Genomic DNA, 18,502 nt, shown 5'->3' with positions numbered 1-18,502 from the left:
CTATTGGCGGGGGATTCCAGCAGTCGCCCGCTGGGTTTCCTGCTTCACCGACGACCGCCTCGTCCGGGAGGACTCCCGTTGGGGTCTTACACCGTCTCCACAGGCAGACGCCGCCAGCCCGGCGGCCAGGATGTTGCGTGCCGCGTTCACGTCGCGGTCATGCACCGCGCCGCACTCGCACGCCCACTCGCGGACGTTCAGCGGCAGTCTCTCGCGGACCGTGCCGTAGTTCCCGCACAGCTTGCTGGACGGGAACCAGCGGTCGATCACGATGAGTTCGCGCCCGTACCAGGCGCACTTGCAGGACAGCATCAAGCGCAGGTCCGTCCACGATGCGTCAGCGATGGCACGCGCGAGGCGGTCGTTCTTCAGCAGGTTGCGGACGGTGAGGTCCTCGATCACGACCGTTTGATTCTCACGGACGAGACGAGTCGACAGTTTGTGCAGGAAGTCCCGGCGCCGGTCGGCGATCCGCGCATGCGCGCGGGCCACCTTCCGGCGGGCCTTCTCCCTGTTGGCGGAGCCCTTCGCCTTCCGCCACAGCTCCCGTTGCTCCTTCGCCAAACGTGCGCGGTCACGGCGCTCGTGCCGGGGGTTGGTGATCTCCTCCCCGGTGGACAGGGTCAACAGGGAGGTGATCCCGGCGTCCAGGCCGACGGCCGCGCTCGTGGCGGCGGCCGGGACGACGCTGTCCTCGACGAGCACCGAGACGAACCAGCGCCCCGCACTGTCACGGGACACCGTCACCGTCGAGGGCTGCGCACCCTCCGGGAGAGGGCGCGACCAGCGGATATCCAGGGCCTGCTTCTTCGCCAGCGTCAGCTTCCCGCCGCGCCACGTGAAGGCGCTGCGGGTGTACTCAGCCGACGCCCGGGACTTCTTCCGGCTCTTGTAGCGCGGGTACTTCGCGCGCTTGGCGAAGAAGTTCCCGAACGCCGTCTGAAGGTGGCGCAGCGCCTGCTGGAGCGGAACGCAGGACACCTCCGTCAGGAAGGCCAGTTCCTCGGTCTTCTTCCACTGCGTCAGCGCGGCCGACGACTCCACGCACGAGACACGGCGCTGCTCGCCGTACCAAGCCCGGGTGCGCTCCTCAAGAGCCTTGTTGTAGACGAGGCGGACGCAGCCGAACGTACGGGACAGCTCCGCCGCCTGCTCGTCCGTGGGGTGGAAGCGGTACTTGAACGCCCGCTTGACCTGCAGCGTCACACCCCACGTTCTATCAGTTCCCGTGTGAGTCATGGGCGTCAGCCGGTGGGCCGCAGACGCCGAACCGCCCTGGCGGCGACTCGGCTCTCCCTGCCCTGCTCCACAGGAATCCGTTTCCTCCCCGGCCCGAAGGCCGGGGTATCCACGGAGGGATCCCGATGAACGCAACCCCAGAGCCCCCGCCGCCGCCCCCTCCCCCACCGACGCCCGTGCTCGCCTCGCTCGCGCCGCAGTCCGGCAAGGGCGGCGCGAGCGTCAGGCTGACCGGTACGTTCGGTGGCGCGACGCCGCAGTCGTACGTCTACTTCCGCGTCCCCGGTGGGGCGAGCGTCGAGGGCACCGTCACCACGTGGACGAACACGAGCATCGACGTCACCGTGCCCCCGCTGGCGACCATCGGCTCCGGCGGACCGCTCGACGTGGTGGTCCAGACGCCCGGCGGAACCTCCGCACCGGTCGCCTTCGTCCTGCACGAGGACGCGCCGCCCACGGCCGGTTCGCTCGCGCCCGCCGCGGAACTCGAACGGTCACAGACCACCATCACCGGCCAGGGCTTCGGCCGCCCGGGAACGCCCGGTTCGGCGCTCACCCTGGCAACCCCGGGAACGACCCCCGTCGAGGCGCGGATCGTGTCGTGGACACCGACCGCCGTCACCGCGACGGTCCCGGGCCTCGCCGCGCTCGGTGGCGCGGGCTTCAAAGAGGTCGTAGTCCGCACGCCGTGGGGGCAGAGCGAGCCGGTGCTGTTCGAACTCGGCGAACTCCCGGTGATCGAGTCGATCGGCCCGCCGAGCACCTCCCCCGAAACGACCATCGACATCAACGGTCACGCCTTCGGCCCACGCGAGGAGGGCAGGGCGGAGATCGTCGCCGTCTACGAAGGAGAGGACGCGGAGTCCACCGACACGGTGGCTCTCGAACTCACCGTCCTCGACTGGAACGACCACCTCATCACAGCCCGGGTCCCCTCCCTGCGCGAGCTGCGGGCCTCAGGGGTCAAGCAGGTCCAGATCACGTCACGGTGGGGAACGGGCGAACAGCACCAGCTTGTCGTGGGCGACCGCGGCTCGATCACCGCCTGGACGCGCCTGGAGGTCCACGCCCGCGACGACGACCTCGACGCCGGACTGCAACGAGGCCTTGAGGCGGCCGTGTACGACGCCCGCTGGCTGCTCGGCCGCCAGTGGCAGATGCGCGAGTTCGACGGCGAGGACGCAGGATCGCCGATACACGCGCAGGTCAGGGGCGAGACGTCCAGGATCGCGAGGTGGCGCCCGGGCCCCGTTTCCGCATCCGTATCCACGTCTGCATCTGCCGCCGACGTGCCGAGCGGGCACGTACCGCTCGAGACCCTCGTGGAGCACGAGCGGATCCTGCCGCCACGCGACGGCACCTCGACGTTCGACGACAGGCGCCTCGCCGCCGAGTCGGGCCTGCACTGGCTGCGCCTGCTGTCGCGGCGCCTCTCGCGCCCCGAGGACGCGGACAAGTACCGTCGCCGGTACGTGCAGTGGGCGGGCATGCGGCCCCCGACCGAGCAGGAGCGCCGGACGCTTGACGCGGGGACGCTGCGCCATCTCGATCTGGCGGCCGGGCGCACGCCCGACGGCGCGTTGCTCTACCGCGACCTCCAGCAGGCGCTGCCCGCCAACGGCGGCCGGATTCCGGACAAGCCGCCGATCGACGGCAACGACCGCGACGGCTTCCGCCAGGCGGTCGTCGAGTGGTTCGCGTGGTGGGACGAGCTGTTCACCCAGGCGACGGGCGCGGGGGACAGTTGGACACCCTCGCGTATGGAGTACGGCTTCACGCTGTCCACCGAGACCTCGGCGGGTGAAGTCGCACTGTCCGCACCGGAGTACGACGGGCGGCGGCTCGACTGGTACTCCGTGTCCGTGGATGACGGCGACTCACTGCGCGCCGACGCGGCCGTGCCGACGGGCGCGCCGCCGGCACCCTTCGAACGCGGGCTCGTACCCGTGCCCGTCTCCTTCCCCGGCATGCCCGCGCCAAGGTTCTGGGAGATCGAGGATGCGGCGGTCGACTTCGGTGCGGTGCACGCAGGCCCGACGGATCTGATGCGCCTGTTGTTCGTGGAGTTCGCGACCGTCTTCGGGAACGACTGGTTCACGATCCCCCTCGACGGCATACCGGTCGGCGCGCTGTGCCGGATCGAGAGCCTCACCGTGACGGACACCTTCGGCAGGCAGACCGACGTCACGCCGCTCGCCGACTCCGTCGACGGCTTCCGGATGTTCGATCTCGGCGGCCGCCCCGACCTGCTGTTCGCCGCCGACGCGCTGCCGTCCACGATCGAGTCGCCGCCGCTGGAGGAGGTCGTACTCATACGCGACGAACCGGCGAACCTCGTCTGGGGCATCGAACGCGTGATCGCCGGCCCGGCGGGCCGCCCGGTCGACCGCGTCGAGACCTGGCACCGGCGCGCGGAAGAACTAGCCGCAGCCCAGACACCCCCACCACCTGGCGCGCCGGACCTCGCCTACCGTCTGGCCCCCACCATGCCCGACTACTGGATCCCGTTCGTCCTGAAGGTCGAGGAACCCGACGGGCAACCTCCTTCGCGCTGGCTCGCCCGTGCCTCGCTGCGCGACCAGCAGACCGGAGAGCTCATCCAGCCCCTCGGCGAGTTGCTCGAACACCGCTCTCCACGCCTACGGCTGTACGACGAGGTCGTGGCGCGCGAGGGGGTCCAGGTGCGGCGTACATGGCAGTACGGCCGCGGGCCCGACGGCTCGACCCACCTGTGGCGCTCAAGGCGCCGGGACACCGGCAGGAGCGAGGGATCGAGCGGGCTGCGCTTCGATGTGGTGGAGCGGCGCAATGTCACACGGGGCTGACGTCGAGGAGGCACAGCCTCACGCGGAGCTGACTGAGCACGGCCACGAGTGGGCTGCCTGTCCGGGCTGAACGACGGGCGGTCCACTCGTGGTCGCGCACCGGGCTGCCGCGTCACGCGGGGCAGCGCCCGAGGTCAGGAAGACCGCTCTACGGTGCGGAGCCAGTCGTGTCGTGTCGCTCGGGCGGGCTGTGCGGCCATCCGGTCGGGCCACTGCTCTGGGGAGCTCGACGGGTCGCCTCGCCGACCGAGTCGTAGAAGGCGTAGACGGACCGCAGGCCGGAGGAGCTGCACGGCCTTGCGCTCTTCGGGCCTCTCTGGCGAACCCGAGTGCCGTTGGGCGGTCCCGCGCCACGTGCGCGGAGCGCGGGACCGCCATGCCCCAGCTGCCTGTCCGAGCCGGGCACTGACCACCGTACGAAGGCACCTGGCGGCACGCACGTCGAACGCGGCACCTGAGCGGACCCTCCTCGCATGCGTCCGCCTGGCCGCCTTTGACCAGCTCGGTCAGTCCCGTTGGTCCCGTTGGGCCCGCCGGCCGGAACGCGGGCACCGTTCGTCATCCCGGCCCCTGAGGTGTCGTGGCCTGGGCAGACGTCCATGGCAGCATCGCGTCGTACGACCGGGACTGCCCCGCGAACTTGTGGCCAAGGCCCGCCATACCAGCGCGAACTGAACACGCACCACCCTGCGAGGGCCGCAATCGGGGATCGGAGGCTACAAGGCAGTGCCAGCAAGTGGGGGGCGGTTTCCTGCGCGTATGGCCAGGCCCTGCGGGCTGAAGGCCCGCGTGCTGGACGAGAAGTACAACATCGAGCGGCTGAGTGCTGCGGAGGAGGCGGCCAACGAGCAGGTCATCACGTTCGAGGCGCCCTGCAACAGGGACTGATAAACCCGGGCGTGGGCCGGGGCCTCAGCCGGTGGACCAGGCGCGCAGCTGTGCGGCGATCTCCTGAACACGGGCGCCCTTGTGCTTGGCGCGCATGACGAGCGCGAGGGCTTCCTCCGGCTCGTAGTCCAGCGTGACGCCGTTGGTGTTGAGGAACGTCTCGGCGACCAGCCAGGCGAAGAACTCGTTCTTCGCTTGCAGCGGCTCATGCAGCCCGATGCTCTCCAGCATGGCCGCGGCCTTGAGCCAGTCGCTCGCGTACACATCGCGGCCCATGTAGTGGGCCTGGGCGCGGGCGCAGACGGCGTCCAGCACGCCCAAGTCGAGACAGGCCGGGTCCCCCGGGAGGGTCTGCGCAATCTGCAGGAGCTCTTGCGGGGTGAGGAACCGGGTCACGCGGCGTGACCGCGCTGCGGGAAATCGTGCAGGTCACGGCTGCCAAGGGGCGCGAGGTCGGGCCACCCGGCCGTGCTGGTGTCGACGGCACGGGTGTCCTGCGTGGCGAAGACCTCAGCGAGCTGCGGGACGCGGTCGCGGGACCGGCCGAGGGCCTTGAGGAACGGGTCGCCGGCAGCCTTGAGCACCGCGTCGCGGACGAAGTCCTGAGCGCGACGGCGTGCTGGACGACCGCCTGCCTTGACAGCTCGCACCTGGCCGGTGTCACCACGCGCTTCCCCGCCTGCGGGGTGGCCTTGGCGTCGCAGACGCGGCTGGGATGCACCATCAGGGGCAGGGGCTTGACCTGGGGGTTGTTCTTGTTGAGCCAGCGGATGCTGCCGCCCAGTTGGTCCACGTCCTTCTTTGCGATCGTGTCGGTGCCACACCCGGTCTTCAGCTCGATCACCGCCTGCCGCGCGGCCGCCAGCGTCCAGAGGTTGTCCGGACCCGTGCCATACAGCTTCTCCGGCTGCGTGCTCACGAACCCGGGGTGGCGGCCCAACCACTCCCAGGCCCGCTCGGCACGTCGGAGCGTTCCTCATCGCCCCACACCACTTCTTCCAGCATCGCCTTCACCCCGAGGACCAGGTTGACGCCGTCGCCGTACTCGGCGGACAGGAACTCCGCGGCCTCGCGAGCTTGAACGGCGGTCGCCTTGATCTGCGCCGGCGCCACGCCGCCCACGGGCTTCAGGACGAACTGGTTCTCGTCCAGCGCGCCCGCCAGCACCTGCCGCTGGAGGCGATCGGCCGCCGCGGGGGTCCGCCCCGTCGCCGCCTGGTCGAACGCTTCACGCAGAGCGACGGCCTCCGGCCGCATGGTCCCGTGCGAGGCGTACCGCACCTCGGCCAGCGTCCGCAGGCTGCGCTCGGTCCACTGAGGCATCCGGGCGAGGCAGGCCCGCAGCGCCTGGCGCACGGAGTCCAAGCCCTCGCCCTTGATCTGCCGCGCGATGTCACCGAGCGCTACCGGCTCCGGCACGAGTACCGTCCCGAGCGCGCCGCCGAACTCGACCAGCAACTCGGGCGTATGCCGTAAAGGGGCTCCGCACCGTCCACGGAGGTCGCCGAAGGCGTCTCGATTGTGAGCCACGACACACAGCAGTGAGGCTTCCGATCAGTCCAGACGGAGGCGTACGTTCCGTTTACCCCGCGTCGGCGCCCTCCCAGACGCCGGGTCCGCCGGTCCTAGGCAGCGGGCCCCGCGGGGGCCAAACGCCAGGCTGATCGAGCCTGGGAGGGCGTCCCGCGCGTGACTGCGCAGCACGCGCCCTCAAGAGCAGGTGTGCTGGGGCCACGGCGGGTCGTTTTCGGTGTGAGGTTCCCGTACACCCGGCGGAGTAGCCACGATGGCGCCCCTCGCAGGATGACCGCAGGTGTGCCCTGGGTGATGCTGTGGGCTGTGAGAGCCAACCTTCGCCGAGTTGGCGCCGAACCCGGGGACGGCGACCAAGACGGGGGCGCCCCTCCGGCGTCCGCTGTGCCGTCGATGCCTGCCGAGCGCGCACACGGGCAACGCCGCTCCCGGCTGCGGCGTGCCGCGCTGGGCTGTGCCGTCGTGCTGGTGGTCGTCACTGCGGCCTCGTTCGTCTTCAACGCCGTCACGGTCGGGCGTGCCGCGCCGCCGCGCGGGCTCGCTTACGTGCAGGCCGCCGACATCCGCACGCGCTACGAGACCTGGGGAACGGGCGGCCCACCGGTCGTCCTGGTGCACGGTGCCTTCGAGTCCGTGGACACCTGGTCGCGCCTTGCCCCGCTGCTCGCCCGCGACCACCGCGTGTACGCGCTCGACCTGACGGGCGACGGATACAGCGAGCGCCACGGCCCGTACACCGTCGACCATTTCACCCGGCAGCTCCTGGGCTTCCTGGACGCCATGCACCTGGTCGGTCCGGGTGAGCACCCGTTGCTGGTGGGGCACTCCGGCGGAGCCGCCGTGGTCACCGAGGCGGCGTTGCGGGCCCCAGGCCGGCTGGGAGGTGTGATGCTCCTCGACGGCGACGCCCTCGACACGGGTGCCGGGCCGCCGCCGGCCTTCAAGTACATGCTGATCGAGCCGTACCGCACCAGCCTGCTACGACTCGGGCTCGGCATCGACACGGTGACCCGCCGCGTGTACGACACACAGTGCGGCCCCGCCTGCCCGCGCCTGGACGCCGCCGGCCTGGATCAGTGGCGGCGCCCGCTGCGGATGCCCGGCGCGGAGAGAGCCCTGTGGGACATGCTGGCCGCAGGTGTGCCGGGTCTGCCCGCCAACCGGGTGGCCCGGCTCGCCGGGGTGCGCCTGCCCAAGTCGGTGGTATTCGGCGCCCAGGACACTGTGTTTTCCCGGCAGACACCGCAGGAAACCGCCCGCCGCATCGGCGCACCACCCCCGACACTCATCCCCGGCGCCCGACACCTGACAATGATCTCCAACCCCGAAGCGGTCGCAACGGCCGTGGACACACTCACAGCAACAGCGGTCGCGGCACCTCGGCCACTCCACCTCTCCCCCGGCACATGACCGTGGTCCGGTACCGCCCGTTACAGGCCGACGATGTGATGCACACGCTGAAGGGGTATCAGAGGAAACCCACGGGCCTGCTGTCCCGATATCAGTGGTTTCACCCGTGGGTTCGCGGTGAAGTCGCGGGGCTGATCGGCTTGTCGAGGACGGCCAACTCCTCCTCGGTAAGGCGCAGGCCTCCGGCGGCGATGTTCTCTGCCAGGTGTACCGGGTTAGTGGTGCCGGGAATGGCCAGTACGTGCGGACCGCGGTGGAGGGTCCAGGCGAGCCGCACCTGGGCCGGCGTCGCATTGTGGGTGCGGGCGACGGACTGGACGCGGGCGTCCTGCTCCTGGCCTGCGGCTGCCTCGCGCCGCAGGCCGGAGACCGCGAAGAATGGGACGAAGGCGATGCCCTGCTCCCCGCACAGGTCCACCAGCCCACTCTCATCGGCGCGGCGCCAGTCCAGGCCGTAGGAGTTCTGCACGCAGACCACGGGCGCGATCGTCTGGGCCTCGGTCACGTGCTCGGGCAGGACACCCGAGAGACCGAGGTGCCGGATCAGTCCGGCTCCGCGCAGTTCGGCGAGGGCGCCGAAGTGCTCGGCGATCGAGGCCGTGAAGGGGCCGTTGACGCGCAGGTTCACCACGTCGAGGTAGTCCCGGCCAAGCTGTCGCAGGTTCTCCTCGACCTGGCCACGCAACTGGTCAGGGCGGGCCCTGGTGATCCACTCGCCGGAGGGATCGCGTCCCGGGCCGACCTTGGTCACCACGACCACGTCGCCGTGCCAGGACGACAGGGCGCGGTTGATGAGCTCGTTCGCGGACCGAAGTGGCGAGAAGTAGAAGGCGGCCGTGTCGATGTGGTTGACGCCCTGCTCGAACGCACTGTGCAGCAGCCCGACGGCGACATCGCGGTCGATCGGCGTGCCGTCGGAGTTCCCCATCATGCCGTTACCCGTCAGCCGCATCGCGCCGTAGCCGATGCGATTCACTTCCAGATCCCCGAGCTTCCAGGTCCCTGCTGTCGCCGCTGCGCTCACCGTGCTCCTTTTTTCGCCCGTCGGTGCGTCAGGTCCTGGAGTATGGAGCCGTCACGGTGTGCTGCGACAGGTCGACGGGCTCGGCGAAACATCACATCCCTATCCGGAACCAACCATCGCCGCACAGTCGTTGGATCTATCAAGAGAGCGTCGGTCAGGACGAAGTATCAGACCTTGTACTGCTGTCCCGGCGAAGCGACAGACGACAGTGGCTGCGTTCAGCGCGGCCGGACAAGGTGACCCTCGCCCCGCCGTTGACAACCAGCTCGCCGAACTCGCCGAGCGTTGCGCGGCGCCCTAGCCCGATGCATTAGGGGATCGATCGCAGAAGCCACCCAGCTCAGCAGGGCCCCGAGCGGTTGTCCTCCGTCGACTCATTTGCAGTACGCGTCCGCCAACTGATCTGCGACATGCGCGCGGATGGCGGCAGAAGCGATCATCGGCCGGTCGGCAGCAGCTTGGCCAGCGCGTTGCGGGTAGCGACGCCCGCCCGGCTCTTTGGGATCAGCATTGCCGCCGCTAGACCGGCGCCGCGCCCTCGGGGATCGGTGTGGCGCCGGTGCTCGGCCTCGTAGCGCCTGAATGCGGCGACATGGTCGCCCTCGGTGAGGGCGGCGGCCAGCGTACGGGCGCCGGCGATGGCCATGCTCGAACCGTCGCCGAACAGCGAGACCGAGGCCGCCGCGTCGCCCAGCAACACCACCCGCCCGGCCGACCAAGACGGCAGCACCACTCTGCTGACCGCGTCGAAGTAGAGGTCGTCCGCCCGCTGGGCCCGGGCCAGCAACTCGGGCACCCGCCAGCCACGCTCCCCTGCATACGCCTGGGCGAGGATTTGCCGGTGCTGGGCAGAGTCGCGGTGGTCGAAGCCCGGGACAGCGGGATGCCGGAAGATGAACGCGACCCCCGCTTTGCCGCGGGCCGGATGCACCGCCACGAGCCGGCCCGGCGTGTTGTAGAGCAGCACGTCGTGCGACTCCTCGGGCGGCTCACCGAGCGGTGTGGTGGCCACGTAGACGCCGAAATGACGCACGAAGTCGCCCTCCGGGCCGAAGGCGAGTCGGCGCACCGCAGAGTGCAGCCCGTCCGCCCCGACGACCAGATCGAACCGACGGGCCGGGCCACACTCAAAGGTGACGTCGACCCCGCCTGCGTCCTGGTCGAGCCGGGTAATGGTGTCGCCATAAACGAACTCGGCGTCGTCGCAGGCCGCCGCGTACAGAATCCGGGCGAGATCCGCGCGCGGCACCTCGACCTCCGGGGTGCCGGCCGCACTGCGCTTGGCGGGCATCGACATCCGGCGGCTCAGTCGACCAGATGGGTGGACGAACCGCATGCCGGTCGCCTGGGTGGCCACCGCGCGCAGGGCGTCGACCACCCCCATCTGCTCGACCACCGGAAGAGCCGGGCCACGCACGTCGACCGGGTTGCCGCTCGAACGCTGCCCGTTCGCCCGCTCGACGACGGTCGGCCGCGACCCCGCGCGGGCCAGCCAGTAGGCGAGGGTCGAGCCCGCAACGCCGGCTCCGGAGATGAGTACCGTCCGCATGACACTGAGCGTAAATGCACTGAATGCATAATTGCAATGGATGCCATCCAGCATTCCGTGCGGTAAACTGTCTCCATGTCACTTCGCGACCGCAAGCGGGCCCGCACCCGGCAGGCGCTGGTCGACGCCGCTGTCGATTTGATCGAGCGGAAGGGCTATGAGGCGACCACAATCGCCGACATTGCGGCCGCCGCTGAGATCGGCACCCGCACCTTCTTCAGCTACTTCCCAAGCAAAGAGGATGTGCTGTTCCCGGAGACCGACCGCAGGGTGTGCGTCGCGGTCGACGCGATCGCCCGCCGTTCGCCGGATGAGGAGCCCGCCGATGTCCTGCTGCGCGCGCTCCGTGAGGCCAACGACGAGAGCGAGGACATGAGCGGCCCGCTCGCCGCCCTGAGAATCCGGCTGACCATGGAGGTGGCCGCGGTCCGGGGCCGTGCCCTACAACTGCAGTGGGAGAGCCAGCGCGAGATCGCCCGACACCTGGCTGCGGCCTACCCCGACCGGCTCGACGCGGTGAGCGCCGCCGCCCTGGTCGGCGCCTTCGTCGGCGCGGCTACCGGCGCCCTGAGCACGCTGATGGAGGACCCGGAGCACCGAGCCAACCCAGCCGCGATCCGCGAGTCATTGCAGAAGGCCACCGACATAGCCCTGCGCCCATGGCGGCGGCAAATCAAGCCCTAACGGTAGGTCACTCCACCGGCGGTCTCGGCGCCACAGGCGGGATCCCCTGAGACGTACGGGGCAGGTGCCGTGCAGCCCAGGTTGTCCGCATCACTGACTTCGTCGACACCGATGCTGAGCAGGATCCGCGGTGCCACCCCGGTCCCCGGGGTCGTCTTGGCCACCAGCCCGAGGTCGGTGTCGCCGATGCGCAAGCCGACGTAGAAGGCCGGGCCTTGCGCCGGCACCCGGAAGATCTCCTCGGCGCCGAACAATTTCGTGTAGAAGCCGAGCAGAACGTCCTGGTCGGCAGTGATGATCACTGGCTGGATGGTGGACATGGCACTCCTGTCGAGAACGGTCGTGTCGCTGGTAGACCGTTCGAGGACGGTGGACTCATCGGCAACACCACCCCGCCGGAGGATCTACACCCCAGACTGCCGCCCGCAACCAGTACGAGCAGCCCGAAACGGGTCACACCACCCCTGCTGACCAGCCACTTCAAGACGGCGCAGCCTCATTGATGTGGAGGTTGTTGCCTCCGGAGGTGCTGCATCATGGCGTCCGACTGCTGTCTAAGGTCACGTGTATATCGAGGACCACACCACCACCCCCGCTGGATGTCGAGGCGCTGTTCCCCGGACTGTCGGCCCACTGTGGCACCACCACCCGGCTCCATCCGCGCCCGGGCCGACCGGACGTGGCGGACAGATCCGTGGGCGGTCCGCTGCTGTGGCCGGCGGACGAACCCTGGCCGGTGTGCACGGAGCCCTACAGCCACGCGCGTGGCCGACGCCTGGCCGACATCTGCCGGTGGCAGTTGCCCTCCGGCTGACCGCCCCTGCCGTTCATCCACGCCGGAACCGGCATCGCCTCTCGCACGACCGCCCACTCGGTCGCTCATGTCCGAGGGATACCGCGGTTCGCGGTCCGGATGGTCGCCCGCGTTCCCGAACCGGTGAGCGAGGCAATCACACGACCGGGCAATCAAGGTCGTTGGGACTTCGACAATCCCGAGCTGGACAGTAGGCCCTCCCTTCATGCACGCGGGAGCCGAAGATCACGCGACCGAGTCACCGCACTCGAACTGGCGCCCAACAAGATCGGTACAACAACCGCTTCACATCACCGTGCCGCTTCGGATTCGACTTTCGCCTGCGCGGGGCAGCCGGTCACCGGCCGCAGTTCGGGCTGCGGCCCTTTCACTGCTGATGGTGGCCGCGGCGGCCCGATCGGGTGATGGCCCGCCCGCGGAGAGTGTCGGCGTTGGCGCGGCCGGGAACGTGGGCCAGTCTTGTCGCGGAAGGGAGGTCCGCCAAACATGGCCGTGCACTGCTTCGGATCTCCGCGCCCAGCCCGCGACGGAGTGAAGTTTCGCCAGGCGCGGCTCACCGTCACCCTCCAGGCCAGCAGCTACGAACTGTGGTGCTCCATCGACAAACACCGTGAACTCAGCATGGACACCCACCTCCAGGTCGGCGGGAACGGCCCGGCGTCACCGGCCCCCGGCAGCGCCGCCGCGACCGCGACCAGGCAGTAGCGATGGCTCCCGGACCCGGCGTCCGCCCGCGCCACCACACGGTCATCCGGGTGCTGCTCCAAGTGGTGACTGCGGCCGCACTGGCCGTGGACGCCTACGTGCACGCCAGCCTCGCCTCTCCGTATGACCGGGTCGGGCAGCAGATCAGCCAGGGAACGTTGTTCCGCCTCGAAGCCGCCCTAGCGTCCCTGGCCGCGCTGCTGGTCCTGCTCCTCGGTCGCCGGCGGCCGGTGTGGGCGTTCGCCTTCCTGGTGTCCGTCTCCGCGCTGGGCGCCGTGCTGCTCTATGGGTACGTGAACGTGGGCGCTCTCGGTCCGCTGCCGAACATGTACGAGCCGTTCTGGGGGCCGAAGAGGACCGGCAGCGCGATCGCCGAGGCCGTCGGCGCTGTGACCTCGCTCGTGGGCTTTCTGATCACCGGCCCACCGCGCTCTGCGTCCACTCGGGCTGGCGCTCCTCGGAGCGGCAAGGCCGACGGCGGGGGCGGCTGATCACATGGCATTCCTCGCCTCGCGCACCGAACCCCGGCAGCTCCCGGGGCTGCTGTGGCTGCTGCTGCCCCTGGCGGTGACCGTCCTCATCTGGTAAGGGCGGGTGCACACCCCGGAGTAGCGGCGCAGCCGCTTCGGGGTGCACGGCCACGGCGTCTTCCTGCTCAAGGCCCAGCTGGGCAGCGCTCTGCTGGGACTGACTCTGATCCAGCTGCTCCTCGCGCTGTGGATGTACGGCCAGCTGCCCGGCCTGCGCGCCGCACCGCACCCGGTGCCCACCGTGCACCGCCTGATCGGTCTGGCCGCCTTCGTGCTCTCCCTCCCGATCGCCCAGGAATGCATCATCGCCTACGGCGTCAGCCTGACCGGAACCCGCGAGGCGCTGCACTCGCTCGCCGGCTGTTTCCTCGGGCCCTTGTCGCCAATGTCGTCGTGGTGCGCCACCGCCGCTCGCCGGGCTGGGCGCTCCCGCTCGCCGGTGGCGCGCTCGTCACGGTGATCGCCCTGGCCTGGTACTCGGCGGCGTTCTGGTATCTGAACGGATACTGGGCGCCCGGTCTGTAGGCGGACGGCGCCGGTTCGGTGCCGTCGTCGGCCACTATCGGCGGTGGTCACCAACCCGCCGCCTCCCGAGGTGCGGGTGACCGGTTCACGCGAATGCCGTTCCGTTCCTTCAGGGCGTTGGTGCCGCCGGTCTTGAGGTGCCCGGCGCCGCCACACCTCGCGGCCGGGGGCCACACTGACGGCCGACACCGGGGCGACGTTGGCGGGTGCGGGCCCGGCCCGCAGTTACGCGCCTTGTATCCATGTGCCATATGCGAAAAAATGGAACATGCGGCACATGGTGCTGAAGGCAAACGAGAGGAGAGCCTCATGATCACCAAGCTGCTCGCCAAGTTGTCCTTCACCCGCAACTACGGTGCGTACGGGGCCCACGACTGGGGCACGCACACCGGCTAGGACAGGGTGTGACTTTCCCGCTCGGCGGGCGCCCCCGGGCTCCCGCCGGCTCCTGGCCACGCTGCCGACGATATCGGCCGACCGGTACGAGAAGTCAGGGGCGATCCCATGGGCCGAGTGAATGAGCCGCCGCGGTTGCCCGGAGGCAGCTTCGCGGCCTGGAGCCGCGACCGGCTGGCACTCGCGCGCCGTGGCGCTGACGAGTGCGGGGACGTATGGCAGCTGGAGTCGGGTGTCTACGTAGCCGCTACGGCCGGGGTGTGTGAAGCGGTCCTGCGCCGCGCGCAGGACTTCCCCAAGCCGTCGTCGCCCCTCTTCCCGCCGTTGAAACGGATCGGCGGAGCGCCGATGCCCGAGGAACGGGTGCACGCTCGCGCCGCCCGCATGCACGGACTGCGCCCCCAGGCGGTTGCGGCCCGGATCGGTGAGATCGCGCCCGGGACCGCTCGAATTGCCGACCAGTGGCCCACGGGCCAGGACGTCGAGATTCTGCCCCTGGTCCGGCCCGTCCTGGCAGAGATCGGAGTGCGCTACCTCTTCTCCGAAGACGCTCCTGCCCTGCTGCCCTTCGCCTGGCAGCTCTTCGTGGCCCGGGAGGTGCTCGTACGCCCCTCTCACTGGGTGTGGCCGCGCTGGGTCCCCACACCGGCACGGCGGTTCCGCACACGGCGACAAGTCGCCTTCACCAACGCTTTGCGGCCCATCGTCCGCCGGCGCCGTTCATCGGGCCAGCTCGGTGACGACGTGCTGGGACAGATGCTCCGGCCTTCCTCCCGCCACAGCCCGCTGTCGGAAGAAGTCATCCTCGACACCCTCCCCGGAATCACCGTCGCCACCTTCGAGACACCCTCCCGGGCAGCTGGATGGATCCTGCTCCACCTGGCCCGATACACCCAGGCCGCGGACCGCGTCGCGGCCGAAGCCGCCCTGCTGCCCGCCGACCCGGCCACGACGACCAGCACCCACCTCGAAAACCTGCAATACACCCAGGCGCTGGTACGCGAAGTGCTCCGGCTGCACCCCCCGAGCTGGCTGCTCACCCGGCGCGCCCCGCGACAGACTCAGCTCGCCGACTACACCATCGACGCCGGATCCACCGTTCTCGTCTGCCCCTACACCGCCCACCGCGACACACAGGAACACCCCGAACCGGACCGGTTCCGGCCCGAACGCTGGCTCGACGATTCGGGCTTGTCCGCGAAACCCGGGGTCTTCCTCGGCTTCGGTACCGGGCCGCACGGCTGCGAGGGAGCCGCCCTGGCCATGGCCATGCTCACGCTCATGACCGCGCAGACAGCCCGCCGCTACCACCTGAGCGAGCCGCCCGACGCGGAACCCGGCTACCGGGTCACCACCTTCGAAGGCCTCGCAACCGCCGGCCTGCACCTGCGTGCCACCTTGCGCGGCTGAGGGCAGTCCTGCTTTCGGTGGCAGGCCGCCTCCACCCGCGAACAACGAACGTCGATCAAGTCCGAGTGCCGTTCCACACGCGCTTGGATCATCGGCTCATGGTTCGCTCATCGTGTGTCGCCGGTCGAACTCGCTGACGAGCATGCCCATCATGACGAGGTCGTGGTGCCCGCCGGCGAAGAAGACGTGTTCCCGCAAGCGCCCCTCCTCGGTGAAGCCGAGGCCACGAAGAAGTCCCAGCGATGCCTCGTTGTGGGCCAAAACCGCCGCCAGGCATTTGTGATAGCGCCGCTCGGCGAACATGAAGCGCAGCAGCAGCACCACGGCTTCCGTCGCGTAGCCCTTGCGCCGGTGGCTGGCGCTGATGGTGATATCGAACTCGAACCATCCTGAGCGAGGGCCGGTGCGATGTGAGCCGACTGTACCGACCAGCTCTCCCGTGGCCGTCGCTTCGACCGCCAACCGGAAGCGGTCGTCATCGCACTCGGCAACGGCCTGCTCCTTCGCCCAGGCGCGGTAGCTCTCGGAAGACCTCGGCAGATCCAGCCGGCCCCCTTGCGGCCCGTCATCGTCGGCGAAACGCGCGAACGTCGTCCAGTCGTTGGGCTCGACAGCGCGCAGGCGTACCCGATTACTGGTCCAGGACGATCCCATGCCCTATTTGAGCACGCTGCTGTGCGCGCGAGGCCGACAGGCACGCCGAGGCACCGGGCCAGTCAGCTCATGGCGGTACCCATGGCGACGATTGTGAAGATCGGGATCCGTCACCGGAGCCTGCCCACGCGATCGACGGAGTCTCAACGGCCCGGTCGAGCGCCACTGCCCGAGTCCTGCCGAGTGGGCACGCGACGGGCATGGGCTGCCGCCGGTCACCGCCCTAGTAGTTCGATCCGACCTTCTACACACTCGGCGTCTCGCTGCCGTGCCGCGTACGCCGGTTCTCCACCAAGGTACGCCGCTGTCCAGCGTCATTGATGTCAACGTTGGATGTCAGGCGTTCGTCTCCCGGGCCATCGGACTCGCCGGTATCGGTGCCACTGTTACGCTGGTTTTCTGACGGTTTTCCGGCCTACCGTGCCACATGGTTTCCGTCGAAACGAAAATCCAAAAGAGCGCCGCTTGCGCAACCAAAATGCAGCCACACCAGAGCTAGGTCCCTAGTCAGGCGCCGATCGCCTGAGCCGCGGTGATCAATTCTTTCCATGGGGACCCGACGAGCGTGGTGCACCCCCTCTCACTTCGCAGGGGTGGGCAGCGGCCGGATCCTCCCTTGCGCGCCGGAGTGGCGCCGGCTTGAGGGTCTGCAGCTCCCACTCCCTGGGGAGCTCGAGGTGAAAGTTGTCGTTGATCTTTCCCGATGCGAGGGCTACGCGCAGTGCGCGTTCCTGGCTCCGGAGGCGTTCCGGATGCACGGTGAGGAAGCGCTCATGTACGACCCGAATCCCGACGACGCCCAGCGCGACCAGGTGCTACGCGCCGCGGCGGCCTGCCCCGTCCAGGCAATCCTGGTCGACCGGCTGGAGGCGCCGCACGCACCGGCGGAGGCGTCGCCGCCATGACCGGTGCCGACAACCTGCCTGCGTTCAAGCGCGATGGCCGCATCGTGGTCGTCGGAGCTTCGCTGGCGGGACTGCGGGCCGCGGAGGCTCTGCGAGACGAGGGCTTCACCGGATCGCTGACCATGATCGGCGACGAGTTGAGCGAGCCCTACGACCGGCCTCCCCTGTCCAAGCAAGTACTGACCGGGTGGGTGCCGGCCGGGGGCACCGCTTTGCCCCGCCGTCGTGATATCGATGCGCAGTGGCTGCTGGGCGTGCCCGCCAGCCGGCTGGACCTCGCGACGAACCACGTGCGACTCGCCGACGGACACGACGTCCCCTTCGACCGGGTGCTGATCTCCACCGGGGTACGGGCCCGGCCGTGGTTCGTCGAGTCCGAGGCGGCCCTGGACGGAGTGTTCGTCGTACGTACACGCGAGCATGCCGAGAGCCTGCAGCGAGCCCTCGCCGCCGGGCCTTCCCGCGTTCTGGTCATCGGTGCGGGATTCACCGGCTCCGAGATCGCCTCCGTCTGCCGGGAGCGGGGCATCCCGGTGACCGTCGCCGAACTCGCGTCGGCCCCGCTGGTCGGGGCGCTCGGCGCCATGATCGGTGAGGTGGCGGCCGACATGCAGCGCGCTCATGGTGTCGACCTGCGGTGCGGTGTCAAGGTCGCCCGGCTGGAGGGGGACGCGCAGGGACGGTTCCGCCGTGCTCACTTCGACGACGGCAGTACGGTTGACGCCGATGTGGCGGTGGTGGCACTCGGGAGCATCCGCAACACCGAGTGGCTGCGGGAGTCGGGACTGGCGGCGGGCTTGTGGGGAATCACCTGTGACACGGGCTGCCGCGCCCTCGACATCAATGGCCGCGCCCTCGACGACGTCTTCGCCGCGGGAGACGTGGCACGTTGCCCGAACCCCATCTACGAATCCCGGCTCATCGCACAGGAGCACTGGGCCAACGCCGTGGAGCAGGCAGAGGTCGCGGCACACAACATGGTCAGCGCCCCGGCGGACCGTCGGCCCCACCTGTCCATCCCGCGGTTCTGGTCGATCCAGTTCGGCGCCAACATCAAGTCCGTCGGCGTGCCGACCTTCGCCGACGAGATGCTTGTCACCCAGGGATCGCTGGACGACCACCGTTTCGTCACCGCATATGGCTATCGAGGCCGCGTCACGGCTGCCGTGAGCTTCAACAACGGTAAGTGGCTGGACCACTACCGACGGCTGATCGAGATGGCCGCACCTTTCCCGCCTCCCTGCCCGACGCCGGACCAGCCGGCCGACACGAAACCGGTGCCCGTCGACTTCCCCGGCCCCGCCCTGCTCGCGCAGGATGCCACGGTGGTCGTCACAGGCTATGACCCGGGTGAGCGTCGCGCCACGGCCGTGCACCAGCATCGGCAGGAGGAAGGCCAGACGACCACGAC

17 protein-coding genes and 3 pseudogenes are annotated in these 18,502 nt (G+C 69.7%); 12 read left to right on the top strand and 8 right to left on the bottom strand.

Features of this window, described 5'->3' with window-relative positions; genetic code table 11:
- Entirely contained in the window at window positions 1-1,206 is a 1,206-nt protein-coding gene (locus ACIQ9G_RS09685; protein WP_403607751.1) for an RNA-guided endonuclease InsQ/TnpB family protein, read from the bottom strand.
- A gap of 158 nt (window positions 1,207-1,364) precedes the next feature.
- Here ACIQ9G_RS09685 and ACIQ9G_RS09680 point away from each other — a divergent pair, with 158 nt between their 5' ends.
- Window positions 1,365-4,064: a hypothetical protein gene (locus tag ACIQ9G_RS09680; protein ID WP_403607750.1), complete on the top strand. Its 2,700-nt coding sequence runs from the start codon at window positions 1,365-1,367 to the stop codon at window positions 4,062-4,064.
- 759 nt (window positions 4,065-4,823) lie between these two features.
- Complete coding sequence (locus ACIQ9G_RS09675; RefSeq protein WP_403607749.1) at window positions 4,824-4,952, top strand: hypothetical protein; 129 nt, start codon at window positions 4,824-4,826, stop codon at window positions 4,950-4,952.
- A 24-nt stretch (window positions 4,953-4,976) separates the two neighbouring features.
- Here ACIQ9G_RS09675 and ACIQ9G_RS09670 read toward each other — a convergent pair whose 3' ends face one another.
- The 3 genes from ACIQ9G_RS09670 to ACIQ9G_RS09660 form a co-directional block, all read right to left on the bottom strand.
- Window positions 4,977-5,348: a type II toxin-antitoxin system death-on-curing family toxin gene (locus ACIQ9G_RS09670; protein ID WP_403607748.1), complete on the bottom strand. Its 372-nt coding sequence runs from the start codon at window positions 5,346-5,348 to the stop codon at window positions 4,977-4,979.
- Window positions 5,345-5,602 carry a hypothetical protein gene (locus tag ACIQ9G_RS09665; RefSeq protein WP_403607746.1) on the bottom strand — a complete coding sequence of 86 codons (258 nt, stop codon included), beginning with the start codon at window positions 5,600-5,602 and terminating at the stop codon, window positions 5,345-5,347. Before ACIQ9G_RS09665 ends, ACIQ9G_RS09670 begins: the two co-directional genes overlap by 4 nt.
- 265 nt (window positions 5,603-5,867) lie before the next feature.
- A complete protein-coding gene (locus tag ACIQ9G_RS09660; RefSeq protein WP_403607745.1) occupies window positions 5,868-6,371 on the bottom strand; it encodes a hypothetical protein in 504 nt (167 codons plus the stop codon).
- Between the two features lie 507 nt (window positions 6,372-6,878).
- Between ACIQ9G_RS09660 and ACIQ9G_RS09655 the strand changes: the two genes are divergently transcribed.
- Entirely contained in the window at window positions 6,879-7,895 is a 1,017-nt protein-coding gene (locus ACIQ9G_RS09655; protein WP_403607743.1) for an alpha/beta fold hydrolase, read from the top strand.
- Window positions 7,896-7,995: 100 nt separating this feature from the next.
- Here the strand turns inward: ACIQ9G_RS09655 and ACIQ9G_RS09650 are convergent, their stop codons facing one another.
- A complete protein-coding gene (locus ACIQ9G_RS09650; protein ID WP_403607741.1) occupies window positions 7,996-8,919 on the bottom strand; it encodes an oxidoreductase in 924 nt (307 codons plus the stop codon).
- A 436-nt stretch (window positions 8,920-9,355) separates the two neighbouring features.
- Window positions 9,356-10,468, bottom strand: a complete 1,113-nt coding sequence (locus ACIQ9G_RS09645; protein WP_403607739.1) for an FAD-dependent monooxygenase — start codon at window positions 10,466-10,468, stop codon at window positions 9,356-9,358.
- 75 nt (window positions 10,469-10,543) lie between these two features.
- Here ACIQ9G_RS09645 and ACIQ9G_RS09640 point away from each other — a divergent pair, with 75 nt between their 5' ends.
- Window positions 10,544-11,152 (top strand): TetR family transcriptional regulator, encoded by a 609-nt coding sequence (locus tag ACIQ9G_RS09640; protein ID WP_403607737.1) that lies wholly within the window; start codon window positions 10,544-10,546, stop codon window positions 11,150-11,152.
- On the opposite strand, the gene ACIQ9G_RS09635 is transcribed toward ACIQ9G_RS09640, so the two are convergent.
- The gene (locus ACIQ9G_RS09635) at window positions 11,149-11,472 is read right to left on the bottom strand and encodes a VOC family protein (RefSeq protein ID WP_403607735.1); all 324 of its coding nucleotides are present in this window, start codon (window positions 11,470-11,472) and stop codon (window positions 11,149-11,151) included. The two genes, ACIQ9G_RS09640 and ACIQ9G_RS09635, sit on opposite strands and share 4 nt — an antisense overlap.
- Window positions 11,473-11,720: 248 nt before the next feature.
- Between ACIQ9G_RS09635 and ACIQ9G_RS09630 the strand changes: the two are divergent.
- The 6 genes and pseudogenes from ACIQ9G_RS09630 to ACIQ9G_RS09605 all read left to right on the top strand — a co-directional run.
- Window positions 11,721-11,939: pseudogene (locus ACIQ9G_RS09630) on the top strand (hypothetical protein); the annotation flags it as partial.
- Between the two features lie 558 nt (window positions 11,940-12,497).
- The gene (locus ACIQ9G_RS09625) at window positions 12,498-12,671 is read left to right on the top strand and encodes a hypothetical protein (RefSeq protein ID WP_403607734.1); all 174 of its coding nucleotides are present in this window, start codon (window positions 12,498-12,500) and stop codon (window positions 12,669-12,671) included.
- Between the two features lie 2 nt (window positions 12,672-12,673).
- Window positions 12,674-13,162: a hypothetical protein gene (locus ACIQ9G_RS09620; protein ID WP_403607732.1), complete on the top strand. Its 489-nt coding sequence runs from the start codon at window positions 12,674-12,676 to the stop codon at window positions 13,160-13,162.
- Between the two features lie 139 nt (window positions 13,163-13,301).
- Window positions 13,302-13,511, top strand: a pseudogene (locus ACIQ9G_RS09615) (DUF6529 family protein); the annotation flags it as partial.
- Complete coding sequence (locus ACIQ9G_RS09610; RefSeq protein ID WP_403607730.1) at window positions 13,499-13,726, top strand: DUF6529 family protein; 228 nt, start codon at window positions 13,499-13,501, stop codon at window positions 13,724-13,726. The pseudogene ACIQ9G_RS09615 and the gene ACIQ9G_RS09610, both read left to right, overlap by 13 nt.
- Window positions 13,727-14,230: 504 nt before the next feature.
- The gene (locus tag ACIQ9G_RS09605; protein WP_403607729.1) at window positions 14,231-15,532 is read left to right on the top strand and encodes a cytochrome P450; all 1,302 of its coding nucleotides are present in this window, start codon (window positions 14,231-14,233) and stop codon (window positions 15,530-15,532) included.
- A 96-nt stretch (window positions 15,533-15,628) separates the two neighbouring features.
- On the opposite strand, the gene ACIQ9G_RS09600 is transcribed toward ACIQ9G_RS09605, so the two are convergent.
- Complete coding sequence (locus ACIQ9G_RS09600) at window positions 15,629-16,186, bottom strand: GNAT family N-acetyltransferase (protein WP_403607728.1); 558 nt, start codon at window positions 16,184-16,186, stop codon at window positions 15,629-15,631.
- A 677-nt stretch (window positions 16,187-16,863) separates the two neighbouring features.
- Here ACIQ9G_RS09600 and ACIQ9G_RS09595 point away from each other — a divergent pair.
- Both ACIQ9G_RS09595 and ACIQ9G_RS09590 read left to right on the top strand, forming a co-directional pair.
- On the top strand, window positions 16,864-17,091 hold the full coding sequence (locus ACIQ9G_RS09595) for a ferredoxin (RefSeq protein WP_403607726.1): 228 nt from the start codon (window positions 16,864-16,866) through the stop codon (window positions 17,089-17,091).
- A pseudogene (locus ACIQ9G_RS09590) lies at window positions 17,088-18,464 on the top strand (NAD(P)/FAD-dependent oxidoreductase); the annotation flags it as partial. The gene ACIQ9G_RS09595 and the pseudogene ACIQ9G_RS09590, both read left to right, overlap by 4 nt.
- Window positions 18,465-18,502: the final 38 nt, after the last annotated feature.

The sequence above is a fragment of the Streptomyces sp. NPDC096152 genome (assembly GCF_044763235.1).
Lineage (GTDB): Bacteria > Actinomycetota > Actinomycetes > Streptomycetales > Streptomycetaceae > Streptomyces.
Note: the sequence above shows the minus strand (reverse complement) of the source record. Positions and strands in the feature narration are given on the sequence as shown.